Consider the following 16,877-nt stretch of genomic DNA (forward strand, 5'->3'; position numbering starts at 1 on the left):
TTTGCCGCCGGCGCTTATGGTTATTGCCCGGATGCTCCCGTCACCGCAGCGATTTGGGAGCGAACCGGGATATTGGTGGAATGCAGGCCGGGAGTCTGTCCGTGAAGATCAAACTTTAAACTCACCTCGGGCCTGAAAAACAGGACGTGGGTGGAGCCCCCAAAATGGAACATGCCAAGGGGGTCGCCTTTATTGATATGCTGCCCCTTTTTGACCGTAACCTCGTTGGAAGAGACTTCCGCCATACCCACGAACATGATCGCCATCAGTCCAATGTCGGGATTATCCGCCTGGATGAACACCAAAGCCCTGGCCGCCGTTTGGGTGATGTACCCCTGGGACTCGTTGGGGCTGGCGGGATCGAATCCCATGGCGGGCGCTGCGGCGTAATAGGAGCCGTCAATCAACTTGGTCTTGACGATGGTCCCGCTAACCGGGCTGTGCCAGCGGTGATAGCTGAGCGCGCTTAAAAAGGCCTGATACAAGGTTCCCCCCACGAACTCCTTGGTCAGGGGATCTCCGTCCATCATGTGCAGCAGGGAGTACGGCTGCTCCTTGATCCAAAACTTGTCGCGCAGCTGAACATTGCGGGCCAGTCTGTAGGGGGCGGATTCACAAGCGTTGGCGATGACCGAATCGTCCTTGGGGGAGGCCACGGGACGCCTGCCCTCCCGGAACGTCCGGGTGAAAAAATCGTCCCAGGACGTAAATCCGTAATAAGGCTTGGAGGGATCGCATATGAAGTCCTCCACAAAGTCCGGCATGGCCTCTTTGGCGTCCCGGCCGAACCAACCATGCTCAGGATCGTCGCTCAGCACGTAGCATGATTCGGGCGACTCCAGGAACACCGACCACTCTTGCAGAATTTTTTTCAACCGCACGTTCACCCTGGGGTCCATAAACGCCTCGGCGCCGGCGGGTGTGCCCATGGGCCAGTCCAAAATCGCGTTGATGGGAAAGCCCACAAGCCCTGATTGATTGAACTCCGGCGCCTGGGTCAGGATGCCGTCCAACTGTTTTAACATCTGGCTGTAATCCGTCAGTTGGGGCTGTCCTGTGGGGTCCGTCAGGTAGGGCTTTAACGGAACCTGATCGAACATCTCCGTGAAGAGCCGATACAAATTGGGGTCGTTATCAATCAGGTCCTTCAATTCCTGGACGACCGGAGACAATCCGCTTTGAGGAGCTTTATCTCCATGGGCCAAACAGGACGTCGAAACCGCGCCCGCCAGAAATATCAAACAAGCCCCAACAACCAAGCCTGTCAATCGATGCTTTTTCATCCCGACGCCCTCCCTGTTTTTTATTGAATTTTATGCAGCAAGCGCCGGGGCGCAAGTCCGCCCGCGTGGCGCATATATCCGTGATCGCCGATATCTCTTTGCAAAACGCGCCAAAGCCCTGAAAAAGGGATGCTATCGCTCCATTCCTAAAAAGCGGTACTAATTTTCATTATAAAATCATTTGTAGCACAGATTAATCTCAGCGGTCAACGCGGCATAAATCAAGAAAAGCCGCCTCCAAAAGAAAGGCTCCTATTGCGGAATATAGGTGAGGTCTTCGTCCCAAGGCAGCTTTTTCCAGGGGCTTGATCTAGTGATCAGCAGCCAATTGCAGGCTGGAAAACGACTCCTGATTCACGCGGGAAAGAACTCCTCCCACGGCCAGCCCCCAAAGCTGCGCCTCGCACAAAGAGTCCCACTCCACACCCAACATTCTGGATATTTGAACAAATAAACTCATTTACCGCCTTTTTTAAGCCCTGCAGGCTTTGCGCTTATGAAACTTCTTCAGGGAAATGCCTCAATTTTATTCCCCAAGGCGCCGATCTTCTATTGTTACCCAACGGAGCCGCCGCTTCTGCGCCGCGATGCCGACAGGATGACGGTCCCCGCCATCCCCTACAAACATCTAACTGGAAAGACGCTTTGTTATGCAAAAAACGCCTAAATTCAAAATCATCTCCCTTATAGGAATCGTTTTTTTTCTCTTCAGCTTTGGGTGCTCCGACGACAATGACCTTGAACCCTACCCGTTGCCCCTGGCCTTGCAGCGCATGGTCAACGAAGTCATTGCGCAGTACCAGGCGCCCGGCGCGGCTTTGGCCGTCCGATTCGCGGACGGATCGACATTTTCCTACGCCGCCGGCATGGCGGACCTGGGAACGCAAACGCCGCTCACGCCCCAGCATCTTTTCCGCATTGGAAGCGTTACAAAAACCATTACCGCCTGCGGCGTGCTCATGCTTTATCAGCAAGGCTTTTTCGGCCTGGACGATTCCGTGGAATCCATCCTTCCGGGCCTGATTCCCGTTTACGGAAGCCAAATCACCGTAAGGATGCTTTTGAACCACACCAGCGGGCTGGAAGACTATGTCGGTTGCCCGTATGAAGGCGATTATTTTTTCACGGCCATCGTGGACGATCCCACAAGAGCCTGGACGCCCCTGGAACTGGTCCAGGTCACGGTGGATTGCGGCCTGGCCGACACGCCCGGCCAATCTTTTTTGTATTCCAATGCAAACTACATTATTCTGGGCCTGATCATAGAAGCCGTGAGCGGACAGGCTTACGAGGATTTCGTCCAGGACAACATCTTTGACGCTCTTGGAATGCAAGACACCCTGTCTCCTGTGCAGACCGGATTTCCCGGGGATTTCGCCCGCGGATATTTTGAAAAAGACTCGGACGGTCTGCTCTACGACTATTCCATTCAAAGCCCCTCTGCCGTCTGGGCCGCAGGAAACGTTATTTCAACGCCTGCCGATCTGTTGCTCTGGGCGGAGGCGCTTTCCAGCGGGGCCTTATTGACTCAGGACGCCTTTGACCAACGGTTTGTTCCGGTGGACATGGAAGTAGAGGACCACCCGGAGGCCACGTACGGGCTCGGCGTTTTGATCGCGGGGCCTGAAGAGGGGCATAACGGCTCCGTGCCCGGGTACCAAACCCAATTATTCGCCGTTAACGGCGTCTATTTCGCCGTTTACACAAACTGCTACTTCCAAACCAAGGACAATGTCTCCCAAGTCATCTATGACAAAGCAAAAGAGATTTTACAGGCCTACGACGCTTTGTAAAAATCCCGTTTTGCCCTAATGCACAAAACTGTACTGCGCGGGCAGGCGGCGCCCCAGGTCGGACTCGAGCTTTTGGTTTTGGATTCCAAAACTATCGAAAATATTGGAGCCTCCGATTTCAAAAGCCTTAAGAAGACCCTGTTTCACTGAGGCGCCGTCCTCTTTTCGGCTCCCCCACCGGGTGCGCAGATTATTGACCAGATAATTCGGAAAACGCCGCCAAGGCGCCTTCATGGACTTTGCAGGCGCCGATCCGCTGTTGATGAATCTTGAATCCGTAATTACATCTTCAACCTTCTCTTGCAGCACTTCCCGCATGGATTGCTTAAAAGGCTCCAGGTTGTTCCATACGAACTCCTCAAAAAACAGGACGTGAACCTCCTGAAAATGCTCCTTAAGCAATTGATAGAGATGATGGTACATGTGCTTTTGAATCAGATCGTACCGATTTTGCGCCACAAATTCCTGAAGCGTGGGAACGGACTTTCCTTTATTCAGATTCAGGGTCCTCCTATACTGGTACATGGAGGCGATGTGGTCCAATTGATTGCGGAAAGAGACGATAATCCCGGCCTCCGGAAAGAGCGCCGCCAAATTACTGACCTGGGAAAGGGGCGCGTGGCTGATCAGGCCTTCGTCCGAAAACAGGACTTTATCCATCCCCCCCTGCTCCACCGCCCGCCGCACCAAATCTGCGCATTTGGGGTCTCCCGTGGCCGAGTAAACTTTCAGGGGGATGAACTTGTTAAAGTACAAGATGTTCGTAAAAGCGGGAAAAATAAGGTTTTGGGCGTAAGTTGTTCCGGTCCTGCCCAGGCCGACATGAAGATAGATCATTTCTTTGCCATTTGATTTGAACGGTCTGGCATATCCGCTCCGTTGCTGTCACCGGCGTTTTCAGGAAGGGGCTTTTTCGTCCATGACGGACGAGTCCGGCTTTAAGTTATGATTGACGCCACATGCGGGAGCCATAAAGCCTCTGGGACTTAAATGGAATCAATAAACTCGCCGCCCTCATTCAAGGGCGTTGGTTTCCCGTCCTGCAAGTAAAAGGTCGTTGCATTTCAGGGGCTGGTTACAAAGGGAAAAACTTCGCGGTCAGAAATTCGTGTTAATGACAGGACTTGGCAAGTACGGTAAAAACGTTAAAAAAGCAGGATGTTTAAAATAGGACTATCGCGGCGCCTAATGGCGCATGCCGCGCGCGGACGCGTTTCATTGATTCAAAGGGAAGAAAATTTGGCGTAAACGGGCGTTATTCGGCGTCCGGATCGTAAGGCTTTCCGCATTCCTTGCAATTGCCGTCCGGACCAATGACTCCAATGCAATTTCCGTCGCTGCACAGTTTGCGGTCATCCCACCCGTCATCCGAAGCATCATCCGAGTCATCTGCCGAGTCGGGAGCGTCTTCATACCCGTCTGCGGCTTCCGTTTGATCTTGCTCTACGGAATCTTCCCGCTCAACAGCTTCGTAGGAAGCCTGATCAAGACTTTCGTCATAAGGCTTGCCGCATTCCTTGCAACGGCCGTCTTCTCCGATGACGCCGATGCAACTGCCGTCAACGCAGAGCCTGCGGTTTTCCCATTCCTCATCCGTCATGTTTTTTTCTTGCCCGTTTTCTTCCATATTTAATCCCTTTTATATTTTTTTTCCTAAATATCCATGATCTCAAGAAATGTCAATATTCAAGAAAATGCGGCATTCTGCCGAAATAGGATTGGGAACCGGTGCGCGTTAAAAAAGATCAAACCGGCGCCCATAAGTAGTTTTCATTTTATATCAAACAGTTAGGTGAAAAACTATGATTTTTGCTCCAGTTCCTGAGGCCTTTCGTCTGCTGATAATCGATGACAACTCGGACATTCACAACGACTTTCGAACCATATTGACGGAAGAAGAAGAAACAAACTCCTTCCTGGACGCCATGGAAATGGAATTGTTCGGCCAGGCCCCGGCGGATTCCTGCCACAAAAACAAATACGAACTGGATTTCGCCCTTCAGGGAAAAGAAGGTCTATCCAAGGTGCAGGCGTCCCTCTTGGAGGGAAACCCTTACGCAGTGGCGTTTGTTGACATGCGTATGCCGCCGGGTTGGGACGGTCTGGAGACCATTGAGCGCATCTGGCAGGTTGATCCCCATATCCAGATAGTCATTTGTTCGGCGTATTCCGACTACTCCTGGCAGGAAATTATTGGACGCCTTGGCCGCACGGACAGCCTGTTAATCCTGAAAAAGCCTTTTGACGCGGCTGAGGTGGCCCAGCTGGCATCTGCATTGTCGGAAAAATGGAAGCTGGCCAAACAAGCCTCCCTTAAAATGGTGCAATTGGAGGGAATGGCTCAGGAAAGAACGCAGGAGCTGGCTTATGCCAATGAAGCCTTGCAGCACGAAATGAAAGAGCGTAAAAGCGCTGAAGCCGCCCTGCGCCACGCCCAGAAAATGGAAGCCATCGGAACCCTGGCCGGAGGCATCGCGCACGACTTCAACAACATCCTGTTCGGCGCCATGGGGTTTGCTGAAATCGCCCTGGGGGACGCTGAGCCGGGAACCCGCATTCATAAAAGCCTGGACCAGATTATCAACGCCCATAAAAGAGCGGCCAGGCTTGTGGATCAAATCCTGTCGTTCAGCCGCCAGATTGAACATGAGCCTCAGGTCATACACATTCACCCGGTCATCAAAGAGGCCCTAAGCCTGTTACGAAGCACCATCCCCTCGACCGTTGAAATCCGCAAGGAGATCGATGTTCGGTGCGGCGCCGTTATGGCGGATCCAACCAAAATCTATCAGGTCATCATGAACCTGTGCACCAACGCCTCCCAGGCCATGGAGGATGCTGTGGGCGTCCTGGAAGTCACGTTAAAGGAAGTTGACGTGCTTGAACATGAGGCGGCTTTCATGCAAGTCCCAGCCGGAAAATACGCCCGCCTGACGGTAAAGGACAACGGCATGGGTATGGACCAGGAGACGCAAAACCGGGTCTTTGAGCCCTATTTCACCACCAAACTGGACGGCCATGGAAACGGTTTGGGCCTTGCAACCACCTACGGCATCGTCAAATACCATAATGGGGCGATTCAGGTAGACAGCAGGCAGGGCCAAGGCACGACTTTCAGTGTTTTCTTCCCCATCGTAAAGGAGCAGGCCAGGGTCAACCTGGACGACTTGGTGGTTGCCGCGCCCGCTTCCGGCGACAAGCACATCCTGGTGGTTGACGATGAAAAGCCCATTATCCTGATGGAGGAAGCTACTCTGGTTCAGTGGGGCTACGAGGTAACGTCAACAACGGACAGCCAGGAGGCGTTACGGCTGTTTATGGAAAACCCCCATACTTACGACGCCGTTGTGACGGATCAGACCATGCCCAAATTGACCGGCATTGATCTGGCCAGGGAAATGCTCAAAGTCAGACCCGACCTTCCCATCATATTGGTGACAGGCTATTCCGCCGCCGTCACACGCCAAAAAGCCCCGGATCTGGGGCTGGCCGCTTACCTGGAAAAGCCGGTGGAGACTATGGTTTTGGCGCAAGCCGTGGATCAAGCCATATCAAGCCGAAACGCCATGCAAACCGGGGCTGCGGCCTGAAACAAGGAGCATTCCAGGGAGGGTCCTTGGGCGGCCGGACGGTTATAACTGCCATAGCGTCCATGGCGCAGCCTGCTAAAAAATGAACGTATATATTTGATTTTTGAGGGAAAGCCGGGCTTAGATCCTGTCACAGGGAATGTTCGCCAACAGTTCTTCTATGTCGTCGTCCATAAGCTCGCTAAGTTGTTCAAGATTGTATTGGGATTTGCAGGACCTGCAAAAAAACCGAACCTCGCGTCAAGATCGGTTGAGGTATAAACGCCCTTGGCACTCAGGGCATTTCATGCGATTTCCTGCAGGATTTCTAATGGAGCTTCGCAAAGCGAAAATGGATTTAGACATTCCTTGAACCGTCCATAAAAAAAAGGCGGGAATCCCCGCCCTGATTCCAACTAAGATCAATTGAACAAACAACCGCAACAGTCCTGACCAACATGCCTGAGAATGGCCGGGATGTCAACAAATCCCGGACGCTAATTTTTAGGGCGCCAACTCCAAAAATTCCAGGATCTCCCCGGGAGCAATGCTGTCCAGGCATTTCCCGTCCCGGCAGTTTTTTTCCTTGGTTTCAAAGCAAGGAGCGCTTTCGCACTCCCCCCTGAAAACCTGAACCCGGGGGCCAACGGGCCGCCATCGAACCGGGTCCGAGGGGCCGAACAAGGCTGCGGTGGGCATGCCCAGCATGGCTGCAACGTGGGTGGCTCCCGAATCATTGCCCGCATAAGCCCTGGACGCCGTCAAGAGGTCCTTGAACTCCAGCAAAGATTGGGGCCGGAGAACTTCCGGATTGCTTGTCCAGGCCTCAAGCCCCCGCTCCAAGCCGTGGTCGTCCGGGCCTAAGACCAGTTTACCTGGAATTCCTTTTTCCTTCAGCGCGTCAAAAAGACTCCCAAAGGATTTCAAAGGCCAATTTTTTCGAGAACTGCCAGATCCCGGATGCAAAAGGACCGGCGCATCGGCCGGCCTTTTGGTTCTGGCGTATAAATCAAAAGCATGGAGCCTATGGGAATAGCTGGTTCCTGCTTTGGGATCAACCAATCCGGCTTTTTGCAAGCGCTCCACCATGCGGTCGAGGACGTGAACCCGCTCGCCGGGTTGGGGCCGGGGCGGAACGGAATACGCTTTGTTTGAGAGGGATTGGACGGCGCTGAAAAGGTCCTGGGAAAAGGAAAAGACGAGCACCCTGTCGCGGGCTTGAATCTGCTCCCTCACCCAAGGGGAGGGAGCGGGTCCGTATAACGAAGCAATTTCGGGCGACTGCACGGGAAAGGCGGCTTGGGCCAGGCCCAGTTCCTTGGCCAGCGCCCCCAGGCCGGGAGCGCAAAACAGGGTCAGCGAGCATCCGGTATGCTCAACAACGGCCTGCAGCCCCCACAGGGCCATGACGCCGTCTCCCAAAGCTCCCTGGATAATGGCGAGAACGTTCATTATGCAGCGCCGCCGAGGCGGGGATTATATCCCCATCTCCTCAAGGATGCCGGTCATGAGCTTGCCTGCTCCGCCGAACAGGGAGTAGTCCGCCACCCTGCCGGTGAGCATGGTGCGCTCCATGTTCATTTCAATGACGGTGGCGCCGCCCAGTTTGGCGATGCGGGCCATGCTGGCCGCCGGCTCCACTATGGCCGAGGTGCCCACAACCATCATCACGTCGCATTGCTCGGCCAGTTCCTTGGAGCGCCACAGGGCCTCCGAGGGAATCATTTCGCCGAAAAACACGCAATCCGGCCGAAGCATGCCGCCGCAGGAGCATCTGGGCGGAATAACTTCCAGGGAGACCTCGCTGGTTGGGATTTTCGCTTCGCAGTCCATGCAGCGCTGCTCGGCGAAGGTGCCGTGAAACTCGATCACATCCTTGCTTCCGGCGGCCTGATGCAGACCGTCCACGTTCTGGGTGATGATGGCGGCCAGGTTGCCGGTTTCCTCCAGCCTGGCCAGGCCTTTATGCAGGTTGTTAGGCTGGGCCTTGTCAATGACTCCTTTCATTTCAGCCACCAGGATTCGCCAAACCCGCTCCGGATTGGCTAAAAAGGAGTCTATGTGGGCGATTTCCATGGGGTCGAACTTCTCCCATAATCCGCCCTTGCCCCTGAACGGGGGAATGCCGCTTTCCACGGACACGCCCGCTCCGGTGAGGGCGACCACAAGCCGGGCGTTCTTGATGTCTTCAGCCGCCCTTTTGATCAATTCTTTCATGTCTTACCTTTTGTACCCGATGGCTTGCAAAAGGCTTTTGCGAGCCTCTTTGTTTTCATCATTTTCCACGCCTTTGGGCGAAAACCCGTCGATCACACCCAAAATGCCGGCGCCCTGCTCGCTCACCGCGGTGATGACCTCCACCGGGTTGGCCGTGGCGCAATAGATGCTGCACACTTCCTGGCAGCGCTTCACTGCGTTCAGGACATTGATGGGATAAGCGTCTTTCATAATCAGATAAAAGGTATGGCCCGCGCCCACGGCCAGGGCGTTCTTGACGGCGGCGTCGATAAGTTCAGGATCGTTGCCGTCGGTGCGCACCAGGCATTCCATGGAGGCTTCGCAAAAAGCCAGGCCGAATTTCACGCCGGGCACGGAGCCCACCATGACTTCGTAAAGGTCTTCCACGGTTTTGATAAAATGGGATTGGCCCACAATAATGTTGGCTTCCTCCGGGATTTCCAGGCGAACGGATTTCAGTTCCATAAGGAATCTCCTTGCGGTTATAGTTACGCTTTCAATGTTCTTTCAGAAGGTATTATAGCTCGAAAACCCGGTCGCAGGCAACTGCGGAGCATTGGATGTCCGCGCCCTGTTCGGCCAGGATGTTTTGAGAGTCTTCCACGATTCTATCCATGTCGTCGTCGAACCGGTCCTGGTTCAGGTGAAACAGGCCAAGCTCCTTGACGCCCGCCTGCACCGCAAGCTCCACGACTCGGGGATACACGGAATGGCCCCAGCCGCGCGTGGTCTCGTATTCCTTGGGGGTGAACTCGGCGTCGTGGATCAACAGGTCGGCGCCTTGGCAGAACGCCAAGTAGTCTTCAAAATACTTGGCGTTGTTATGGGGAAAATCCAGTTCGTTGTCCGTCAGAAAAACAAAGGTTTTTCCGTCTTCCTCGAACTTGTAGCCCGAGCCGCCGTTCGGATGGGTAAGAGGAATGGGAGTGACTGTGATGGAGTCAATCTCAAAAGAGGTCGGGCATACGGGTTCGTATTCCACTTCCGCCTGTATGGCGTTGGGCCTGATGGGAAAATTGGGCGGCGCCATGACGCGCGATATGAGCTTTTCCACATATTGCCTGGCGAAGGGGCAGCCCTGCATGCGGATTTTGGCCGATTTTACGTAAAGAGGCTTAAAAAAAGGAAAGCCCATCAGGTGATCCCAATGGGCGTGCGTGAAAATAAAATCGTATTCAAAGCGTTGTTCTTCCATGAGCTGGTTGCCAAGGCGGCGAATGCCTGTCCCGGCGTCGATGACGATCACATGGCCGTTCTTGCTGCGGATCTCCATGCACGTTGTGTCGCCGCCGTACTTCAGGTAATTTCTACCCGAAACCGGGATGGACCCTCTTGAACCCCAGCACTTGATGAACATGGCTCATCCCTCCCATGGAAAACGCCGTAAACGGCAGGGCGCGAGAAACCTTCATCCAGCCGGTCCCTTGCCCATGATGGTGAACCAGGTGCTTTCCTGTTCCCATTCCTGTTGGACAACCGCTCCCAATGCCTTGATTGCATCCTTTATATCGCGAATTTCGGAACGCAGCAACCCGGACAGCACAAAATGCTTGCCGCGTAAGAACAATGGATCTGACGCCATCTCTTTCATGACCGCAAAATGGATGTTGGCGACCACAAGATCGGCCGGCTCCTGCACGTAATCCAAAGCGCTGCCGCGCACGGTCCGGATTTTCTCTTCCATGTGGTTCAATTCCACATTGCGGGCCGTGGTTTTAGCAGCCAGAGGATTCAAGTCCACGGCAAGGACGCTTTCGGCGCCCAAGGCCGTTGCGGCCAAAGCCAAAAGCCCGGTGCCCGTTCCCAAATCCAAAACCCGCCTGGGTTTTTCGTCCCGGTACAAAATTTCCAGAGCCAGCATGCAATCCCTGGTTGTGGGATGCGTGCCCGTCCCAAAAACCACGCCGGGATCCATCCACAGCCTGGTTTTGCCCGGAGGCGTCTCATGATCGGACCAGGGCGCGCAAACGGAAAACCCGCCGATATCCAGAATCTGATCGTGGTCCTGCTGCCACTGGGTGTAAGGCATTATATAATTGTCCAGCAGCAGCAGGCCGGGATTGGTGCGAACCAGGTCGAAAACCGTCTTATGGGCTGACCGGGAGAAAAACAGGAAGCTGTACTCGTCTTCCTCCCAGTTTCCTATAAAATCATCCCCCAAACCGAGTTCCAGTTCAGGTTCCAGGCAGCCCTGAATATAGTATATAAAAAGGTCTTTATAAGGACATTCCAACGTGCAAAGCCCTTATGGTTCGATTATTTTGTCGAAAATTGCAAAAACCGCCTTCTGGGACGCGGATTCCTCGGGCAATTCGATGGTCGGCTGCCCATTGAGGTCAAAGTCGTAAACCAAGTCGTCTTCCGGCACGGTTCCGGCCAATTCCAGGCCTTCATCCTCGATAACCTTCAACAAGGCTTCGGAGGGCTCGCCTTTGGCCTGGTTGAGGATCAAATAGCTTTTGCCCATGCCGATGCTCAGATCCTGGGCCAGTTTATTGATCCTGCCGGCTGCCTGGAGTCCGCGCCTGGACGGATCGGACACGATGAGCAGGATGTCCACGTCCTTGGTGGTCAGACGGCTGATGTGCTCCATGCCGGCTTCGTTGTCGATAACCAGGTATTTATAATTTTCCGCCAGACGCTCCAAAAAGCGCGTCAGCAAGGAGTTGGCCGCGCAATAGCAGCCAGATCCTTCCGGCTGGCCCATGACGATGAGGTCGTAGTCTTCGGACTCGCAAATGGCCTCTTCCATCTTCATTTCAATAAAAAGGTCCTTGGTCATGCCCGAAGGCACTTCGCCTTTTTTCATTTTCTCACGGGCGCCGCCCAGGGTTTCCTCAACCTCCAGGCCAAGCACTTCGTTGAAATTGGCGTTGGAATCTGCGTCCACGGCCAGGATAGGCTTCTTGCCTTTGCTTACCATGTATTTCACCAGCATTCCCGCGATGGTCGTTTTGCCAACGCCGCCTTTGCCGGCAAGGGCTATGGAATATTGCATATTACTGTCTGCTTCCTTTCCCGAAAATATTATCGAATAAAAAATCCGGCGATTCTTGGCCGGTTTAAATAAAAAAGCCAATACTACGCATGGTTATAAGAAAATAGGCCACGGGGCCTGATCCGTCAAGGAACTTTATATATATGCAACATTTCCTTGACAAGCATTGTTAGGATTTCTACACTGACCCAGACTCATTAGGGGTGTTCCTTGACTGAGAGCCCTTCGGGCAACCCTTAAGACCTGACCAGGGTAATTCCTGCGTAGGGAAATGAGCCGGAGCTTATTTGTTCAATAGCCCTGCCGTTTCCTATTTTTGGGAAACGGCTTTTTTATTTTTTGGAGGTAATACCATGACACAACTTATCTGGGCCCGCGAAGGCCGCATTACGGAGGCCATGCGCCAGGTGGCTGAGGCGGAAGGATACACTCCCGAGGAAATCCGGGATAAAATCGCCGCCGGAGTCGCCATTATTCCCATCAATAAAGGAAGGAGCTTTCCGGCCAGGGGCATCGGCGAAGGCCTGAAAACCAAGATCAACGCCAATATCGGAACCTCCCCCAGCCATTTCAACCTGGAAGAGGAACTGGAAAAGCTCAAGGCGGCCGTTGACGCCGGGGCCGACGCCGTCATGGACCTCTCTACGGGCGGCGATCTTAAACGGGTGCTGCAAACCGTATTGGAAAACTCCCCCGTGCCCATCGGCACCGTGCCCGTATACCGGGTGATCGGCGAGCTTTTGTGCAAAGGAAAAGGCACCGCAGACATGACCGCCGACGCCCTGTTCGACGAAATTGAAAACCAGGCCAAGATGGGCGTGGATTTTGTCACGGTCCATTGCGGCGTCATTCAGTCCACGGTCAAAACCCTGGCAGGCTGCGAGCGGGTTATGGGCATGGTTTCCCGGGGCGGCGCCATCATGGCCGAGTGGATGGCCATCCACAAAGAGGAAAATCCCCTGTACGCCCAGTTTGACCGCCTTTTGGATATGTGCGTGGAATACGACCTGACCCTCTCCCTGGGAGACGGGCTGCGCCCCGGCGCCATTCATGACGCGGAAGATCGCGCTCAGTTAAGCGAAATGATGATTTTGGGCGAACTGGCCAAGCGCGCCCGCAAGGCCGGCGTTCAGGTGATGATCGAAGGTCCCGGCCATGTGCCCCTGCACCGCATTGCAGGCGACGTCAAAACCCAAAAGCGCCTCTGCGACGGCGCGCCTTATTACGTCCTGGGCCCCCTGCCCACCGACGTGGCCCCCGGCTACGATCATCTGGTCAGCGCCATCGGCGGCGCCATCGCCGCGGCCAGCGGCGTGGACTTTCTGTGCTACGTCACCCCGGCGGAGCATCTCCACCTGCCCAGCGTGCAGGACGTGCACACCGGCGTCATCGCCTCCCGCATCGCCGCCCACATCGGAGACCTGGAAAAAAACCTGCCCGGCGCCCACGACTGGGATCTGAATATGTCCAAGGCGCGCAGGGATTTTGACTGGGAGAAGATGTTCCAGCTTGCCATCGACCCGGAACTGGCCCGCAAGCGCCGCAACCAGTCCGAAGACAAGGAGCGCGACGTCTGCACCATGTGCGGCGACATGTGCGCCCTCAAGTCCTACACCAGGGCCACGGAAGCCGAAGAAAAATAACCCCGCCCCAAGCCGAATCCAGCCCCGGGTTTAACGCCCGGGGCTGTTTTTTCCCGTTCCCATGCTGTGCTTTAAAATACATATTAAAAAGTAATAAATTCAGTAGTTTATCAATTACCATACTGGTTGATTGAAAGCTGAACACCCGATTTGTACGTTTGTTTTTAACCACGGAAGCCACGGAAAACACGGATGAAACGGGATTGAAAACTTCAGTGGCTTCAGCGCCTTCCATGGTTTGAGGTCTTTCTCAAGGGGCTTGGCTCACACAGGGGCGCTGCTTGCCGCGCCCGACCTGTCATTCCAAGGCGTCCATGGATCACGTAGGGGCGCCGTTTGCTGCGCCCGACCTGTTATTCCCGAATGCCTATGGGCCGCGTAGGGGCGAAGTCTCCCAGCCCGACAATCCCGAGAGCCCTGGCTTTTGTAGCGACAGGCCCCCGTGCCTGTCCATGCTTTTTGCCGGTCATTCCCGAACGTCCCTGTCGGGAATCCAGGGGCTTTGCCTTTGGGTATTTGGGCAGCCCCGGAAAGACAACATCCCGCCGGGATCGCGGAGCGACATGTAGGTCGGATTACGCGAAGCCAGGATAGAGGTCCAGACAAGACGGGGTTAAAATTTCATGATAAACGCGCCATGGGCCCATCCCTTCATGCGGAGCAATCCGACAAGATAGAGGATAATAGGGAGGCTGTGTTTCCAACGCATTCGGGCAGCCCTGGCGGGGCAGTATCCTGCCAGGGTCGCATCGTAGCGAGATTTATTTCATCCGAATAGATCGTGGATAGCCTACAACTTGTCCCAACCAGTCGCGTTTCCAATGCCTGAAGCAAAAAGCATTTCACCCGCCTCTCCGCCTTTTTTTGTTCTGAAATCACCCTCAATCAAGCTAATTTCATTTTAAAATAAGTTATGATTTCAAAAATATATAGAGTTAGTGACTTATTAAGGGACGTCCCTCAGAATATTTCAAAGTTATGTCTGGGCCTCGGTGACGGCGGCGAACCTGCTCACCCTTGCAAGGGCCGAGTTGAAAAAACAAGCCGCTTAAACCGGTATCCGGATTGCGGGAATCATCTTCCACAGGACAGGTGCGCCCGAAAACCTGCGATCCATGGCTTTTTGGAGATGAAAACCACAGTGCGTGGCTCCGACGGTCAGTGGTAAAAGAACGAAAGCAGATCAAAGTCCTTTCCCGCCTGGGAAATCCAGGATTTATGGACAGACACTACTTAGTAAAGGACATCCCCTCGAATTCTCGAATTTTTTATGTTGGATTAAATTTAGTCTTGTCTTTATCTATCTGGGATGGTTAATCTTCAAATAGTTAGAATCCGTCAATCACCATATTGGTCAATTCTGTATAGTTAACTATTAGGTAGAATAGGACATGAAAGAAGCCATAAATATTGATCATCATATCAATGAGTTAATTGCTTCGAAGTTGCAGCATCAGTTCTATGACGGTTTGTATCTTGTTTCAATGGACCATAGTCCAAGCGAGCAATTATCAGGGGATGAGTGGTATACATCAACTCTTGTTCTTTCGGCAGGAGTAGAACACTCAGCCTTGGCACGAGACATCGCTAAAACGCTTCGCTCCAAAACACCTTGCTTGACAAAATGGAGCAAGGCCACCCGATATTACAAAAGGAATTTTTTTATAGCGCTGAATAAACATATAAAAAAATATCCTGTTTTTATATTTGCTGTCACGGCACATAAAGAAACAATCATTAATTCAAAGAACTTTTTAATAGAACAACTTCAAGCCAAGGATAAATATTTCGAAGAAGTAAATGGCCAAAAAATAAGAGTCAAATTTGGCCCATTTTATCAAAAAGAGACGAAAGAAGAAAAATTCATCACAATATCTGAGAACAGAGCTATTATGGCTTTATTTGTTGCACATTTTGTAGTCAGAATGCATACTAGAATGTGGGAGGCAGCAAATAGATTTCATCCTGGTGGTTTAAACTGGAATTTTTTTGCTGATAAATTTCCTGGACCTCCGGGGGAAGACATGGAGTTAATGTTCACCCTGCTATTAGGGCGAAATATTAATAGGGGAAGGATTCTGTGGGGGTATTTTCAGCAATCGGATATAGTCGAAACAGACTTATTGGCTGATAATTTAGCCGGCTGTTTTAGTGATATGGTCAAAAGAAAATCTACATATAAACAAATCGACACAGGAAAAGGTCTCATATACTGGGAACAGTGGCATACAGTTTTAGGGGACATCCCTTAGCAAGTAACTAACTTTATTTCATACTGAAATAACAAGTAAATTACTGCATTACAATACGAATTTAGCAAGGTTCAAATTGTTTTTGGGGACGTCTTTGATTAATTGACTAACCTGCAGTCGCGCACGGACCGTGTTTTTGGGGACGCGTGTTTTTGGGGACGTCTTCGTGTTTTTGGGGACGTCTTTGATTAATTGACTAACCTGCAGTCGCGCATGGGCAAAGGACGCGGATTCAAATCCTCCAGGGCGTATTTGTTTTCCAGGGCTATCCGGCGACAGCGCTCTACGTGTTTTATGGAGACATCCTATGAAATTGTGTTGGGAAACAAAAAAAGGGGAAGAAATCCCCTTGATTGCAAAAAATGAAATGGGGTGAGTGATGGGATTTGAACCCACGACCTCCTGGGCCACAACCAGGCGCTCTGACCAACTGAGCTACACCCACCATGTAGTGACGGGCGAGAGTTACCATAGCCGTTCGGGCATTTCAAGCCTTTTTATTGGTTTCGTGAAAATAGGCTTACAAAAATCCAACAAAATGGAATTGGGGCAAAAATCCGCGATAGGCCGTTTCAAACACGGCCAAGGCCGCAGACGGCGTCATATATCTTATATCAAGGCGCCTTCAAGCAAGTAATCATATTCCAGGGCGAGTCCAGGAATGACGCTGGGTCCCGGCTTGCGGACGATCCTGAAAAGCGGATCGCCCTTGCCGGGATGACGGTCTTATATGGGGGAAGGAGAGTTTTCGGGGCGCAAATCCATTTGTTGGGTTTCGCGCGTATGTTTCAGGCGTTAACCACTATTCCGGCGGGGGATGAAGTTTTTCTTTGATACAATTCCGCAAGCTCTACCCAACCTACCATTTTTATGGATAAAACGTAGATATTATGGGTAATACGGGCGGCGATTCAGGCCAATGGGGTTGACCCGCTCCTTGAAACCGTGGGTTAAGTAATTGGAAGCTGTTAGTTTTCAATCACTCAGAGCCACATCAAGGAGGGGTCATGAACAAGGTACTTTATGTCGGAATGGATGTCCACAAAGAAAGCATCGTTGCAGCAACGGCGGAAGGGGCAAGCGGAGAGGTTGACATGTTCG

General features: G+C 52.7%; 14 protein-coding genes, 1 tRNA gene, 1 pseudogene and 1 riboswitch. Of the genes and pseudogenes, 4 read left to right on the top strand and 12 right to left on the bottom strand.

Annotation, left to right across the window (positions count from 1 at the left end):
* Positions 1 to 20 precede the first annotated feature (20 nt).
* On the bottom strand, positions 21 to 1,283 hold the full coding sequence (locus G491_RS0113720) for a phosphatidylserine decarboxylase family protein (RefSeq protein WP_028315001.1): 1,263 nt from the start codon (positions 1,281 to 1,283) through the stop codon (positions 21 to 23).
* A gap of 310 nt (positions 1,284 to 1,593) precedes the next feature.
* Complete coding sequence (locus tag G491_RS35480) at positions 1,594 to 1,743, bottom strand: hypothetical protein (protein ID WP_157468278.1); 150 nt, start codon at positions 1,741 to 1,743, stop codon at positions 1,594 to 1,596.
* Positions 1,744 to 1,933: 190 nt separating this feature from the next.
* On the opposite strand from G491_RS35480, the gene G491_RS33950 reads away from it, so the two are divergent.
* Positions 1,934 to 3,076, top strand: coding sequence for a serine hydrolase domain-containing protein (locus tag G491_RS33950; protein ID WP_051327255.1), 1,143 nt, complete (start codon positions 1,934 to 1,936; stop codon positions 3,074 to 3,076).
* 15 nt (positions 3,077 to 3,091) lie between these two features.
* On the opposite strand, the gene G491_RS0113735 is transcribed toward G491_RS33950, so the two are convergent.
* Together G491_RS0113735 and G491_RS0113740 are read right to left on the bottom strand one after the other, a co-directional pair.
* On the bottom strand, positions 3,092 to 3,913 hold the full coding sequence (locus G491_RS0113735) for a sulfotransferase domain-containing protein (RefSeq protein WP_028315002.1): 822 nt from the start codon (positions 3,911 to 3,913) through the stop codon (positions 3,092 to 3,094).
* Positions 3,914 to 4,331: 418 nt separating this feature from the next.
* Positions 4,332 to 4,703: a hypothetical protein gene (locus G491_RS0113740; RefSeq protein WP_028315003.1), complete on the bottom strand. Its 372-nt coding sequence runs from the start codon at positions 4,701 to 4,703 to the stop codon at positions 4,332 to 4,334.
* 175 nt (positions 4,704 to 4,878) lie between these two features.
* On the opposite strand from G491_RS0113740, the gene G491_RS30830 reads away from it, so the two are divergent.
* Entirely contained in the window at positions 4,879 to 6,666 is a 1,788-nt protein-coding gene (locus G491_RS30830; RefSeq protein WP_051327256.1) for a response regulator, read from the top strand.
* A gap of 120 nt (positions 6,667 to 6,786) precedes the next feature.
* On the opposite strand, the pseudogene G491_RS36715 reads toward G491_RS30830, so the two are convergent.
* From G491_RS36715 to G491_RS0113775, 7 genes and pseudogenes are all read right to left on the bottom strand, one after another.
* A pseudogene (locus tag G491_RS36715) lies at positions 6,787 to 6,894 on the bottom strand (dual CXXC motif small (seleno)protein); the annotation flags it as partial.
* A 255-nt stretch (positions 6,895 to 7,149) separates the two neighbouring features.
* Positions 7,150 to 8,097 carry a glycosyltransferase family 9 protein gene (locus G491_RS33955; RefSeq protein ID WP_051327257.1) on the bottom strand — a complete coding sequence of 316 codons (948 nt, stop codon included), beginning with the start codon at positions 8,095 to 8,097 and terminating at the stop codon, positions 7,150 to 7,152.
* Between the two features lie 24 nt (positions 8,098 to 8,121).
* Positions 8,122 to 8,862 carry an SIR2 family NAD-dependent protein deacylase gene (locus tag G491_RS0113755; RefSeq protein ID WP_012610239.1) on the bottom strand — a complete coding sequence of 247 codons (741 nt, stop codon included), beginning with the start codon at positions 8,860 to 8,862 and terminating at the stop codon, positions 8,122 to 8,124.
* A gap of 3 nt (positions 8,863 to 8,865) precedes the next feature.
* Positions 8,866 to 9,348: an adenosine-specific kinase gene (locus G491_RS0113760; RefSeq protein ID WP_028315004.1), complete on the bottom strand. Its 483-nt coding sequence runs from the start codon at positions 9,346 to 9,348 to the stop codon at positions 8,866 to 8,868.
* A gap of 52 nt (positions 9,349 to 9,400) precedes the next feature.
* Positions 9,401 to 10,240 carry an MBL fold metallo-hydrolase gene (locus G491_RS0113765; RefSeq protein ID WP_028315005.1) on the bottom strand — a complete coding sequence of 280 codons (840 nt, stop codon included), beginning with the start codon at positions 10,238 to 10,240 and terminating at the stop codon, positions 9,401 to 9,403.
* Between the two features lie 51 nt (positions 10,241 to 10,291).
* A complete protein-coding gene (locus G491_RS0113770) occupies positions 10,292 to 11,044 on the bottom strand; it encodes a 50S ribosomal protein L11 methyltransferase (protein ID WP_169829436.1) in 753 nt (250 codons plus the stop codon).
* 84 nt (positions 11,045 to 11,128) lie between these two features.
* Positions 11,129 to 11,881 carry an ATP-binding protein gene (locus G491_RS0113775; RefSeq protein ID WP_012610243.1) on the bottom strand — a complete coding sequence of 251 codons (753 nt, stop codon included), beginning with the start codon at positions 11,879 to 11,881 and terminating at the stop codon, positions 11,129 to 11,131.
* A gap of 189 nt (positions 11,882 to 12,070) precedes the next feature.
* A riboswitch (TPP riboswitch) is annotated at positions 12,071 to 12,168 on the top strand.
* Positions 12,169 to 12,234: 66 nt separating this feature from the next.
* Between G491_RS0113775 and thiC the strand changes: the two genes are divergently transcribed.
* Positions 12,235 to 13,524, top strand: coding sequence for a phosphomethylpyrimidine synthase ThiC (thiC, locus tag G491_RS0113780; RefSeq protein ID WP_028315007.1), 1,290 nt, complete (start codon positions 12,235 to 12,237; stop codon positions 13,522 to 13,524).
* 1,391 nt (positions 13,525 to 14,915) lie between these two features.
* Positions 14,916 to 15,776, top strand: a complete 861-nt coding sequence (locus G491_RS0113785) for a hypothetical protein (protein ID WP_028315008.1) — start codon at positions 14,916 to 14,918, stop codon at positions 15,774 to 15,776.
* Between the two features lie 368 nt (positions 15,777 to 16,144).
* Here the strand turns inward: G491_RS0113785 and G491_RS0113795 are convergent.
* Positions 16,145 to 16,221 (bottom strand) — tRNA-His (locus G491_RS0113795).
* Positions 16,222 to 16,877: the final 656 nt, after the last annotated feature.

It is taken from the genome of Desulfatibacillum aliphaticivorans DSM 15576, from assembly GCF_000429905.1.
GTDB lineage: Bacteria > Desulfobacterota > Desulfobacteria > Desulfobacterales > Desulfatibacillaceae > Desulfatibacillum > Desulfatibacillum aliphaticivorans.

Bases quoted from the DNA above. Each gene is read 5' to 3' on its own strand.
- G491_RS0113720 (WP_028315001.1), bottom strand. From the start codon at position 1,283: ATGAAAAAGCATCGATTGACAGGCTTGGTTGTTGGGGCTTGTTTGATA.
- G491_RS35480 (WP_157468278.1), bottom strand. From the start codon at position 1,743: ATGAGTTTATTTGTTCAAATATCCAGAATGTTGGGTGTGGAGTGGGAC.
- G491_RS33950 (WP_051327255.1), top strand. From the start codon at position 1,934: ATGCAAAAAACGCCTAAATTCAAAATCATCTCCCTTATAGGAATCGTT.
- G491_RS0113735 (WP_028315002.1), bottom strand. From the start codon at position 3,913: ATGATCTATCTTCATGTCGGCCTGGGCAGGACCGGAACAACTTACGCC.
- G491_RS0113740 (WP_028315003.1), bottom strand. From the start codon at position 4,703: ATGGAAGAAAACGGGCAAGAAAAAAACATGACGGATGAGGAATGGGAA.
- G491_RS30830 (WP_051327256.1), top strand. From the start codon at position 4,879: ATGATTTTTGCTCCAGTTCCTGAGGCCTTTCGTCTGCTGATAATCGAT.
- G491_RS33955 (WP_051327257.1), bottom strand. From the start codon at position 8,097: ATGAACGTTCTCGCCATTATCCAGGGAGCTTTGGGAGACGGCGTCATG.
- G491_RS0113755 (WP_012610239.1), bottom strand. From the start codon at position 8,862: ATGAAAGAATTGATCAAAAGGGCGGCTGAAGACATCAAGAACGCCCGG.
- G491_RS0113760 (WP_028315004.1), bottom strand. From the start codon at position 9,348: ATGGAACTGAAATCCGTTCGCCTGGAAATCCCGGAGGAAGCCAACATT.
- G491_RS0113765 (WP_028315005.1), bottom strand. From the start codon at position 10,240: ATGTTCATCAAGTGCTGGGGTTCAAGAGGGTCCATCCCGGTTTCGGGT.
- G491_RS0113775 (WP_012610243.1), bottom strand. From the start codon at position 11,881: ATGCAATATTCCATAGCCCTTGCCGGCAAAGGCGGCGTTGGCAAAACG.
- thiC (WP_028315007.1), top strand. From the start codon at position 12,235: ATGACACAACTTATCTGGGCCCGCGAAGGCCGCATTACGGAGGCCATG.
- G491_RS0113785 (WP_028315008.1), top strand. From the start codon at position 14,916: ATGAAAGAAGCCATAAATATTGATCATCATATCAATGAGTTAATTGCT.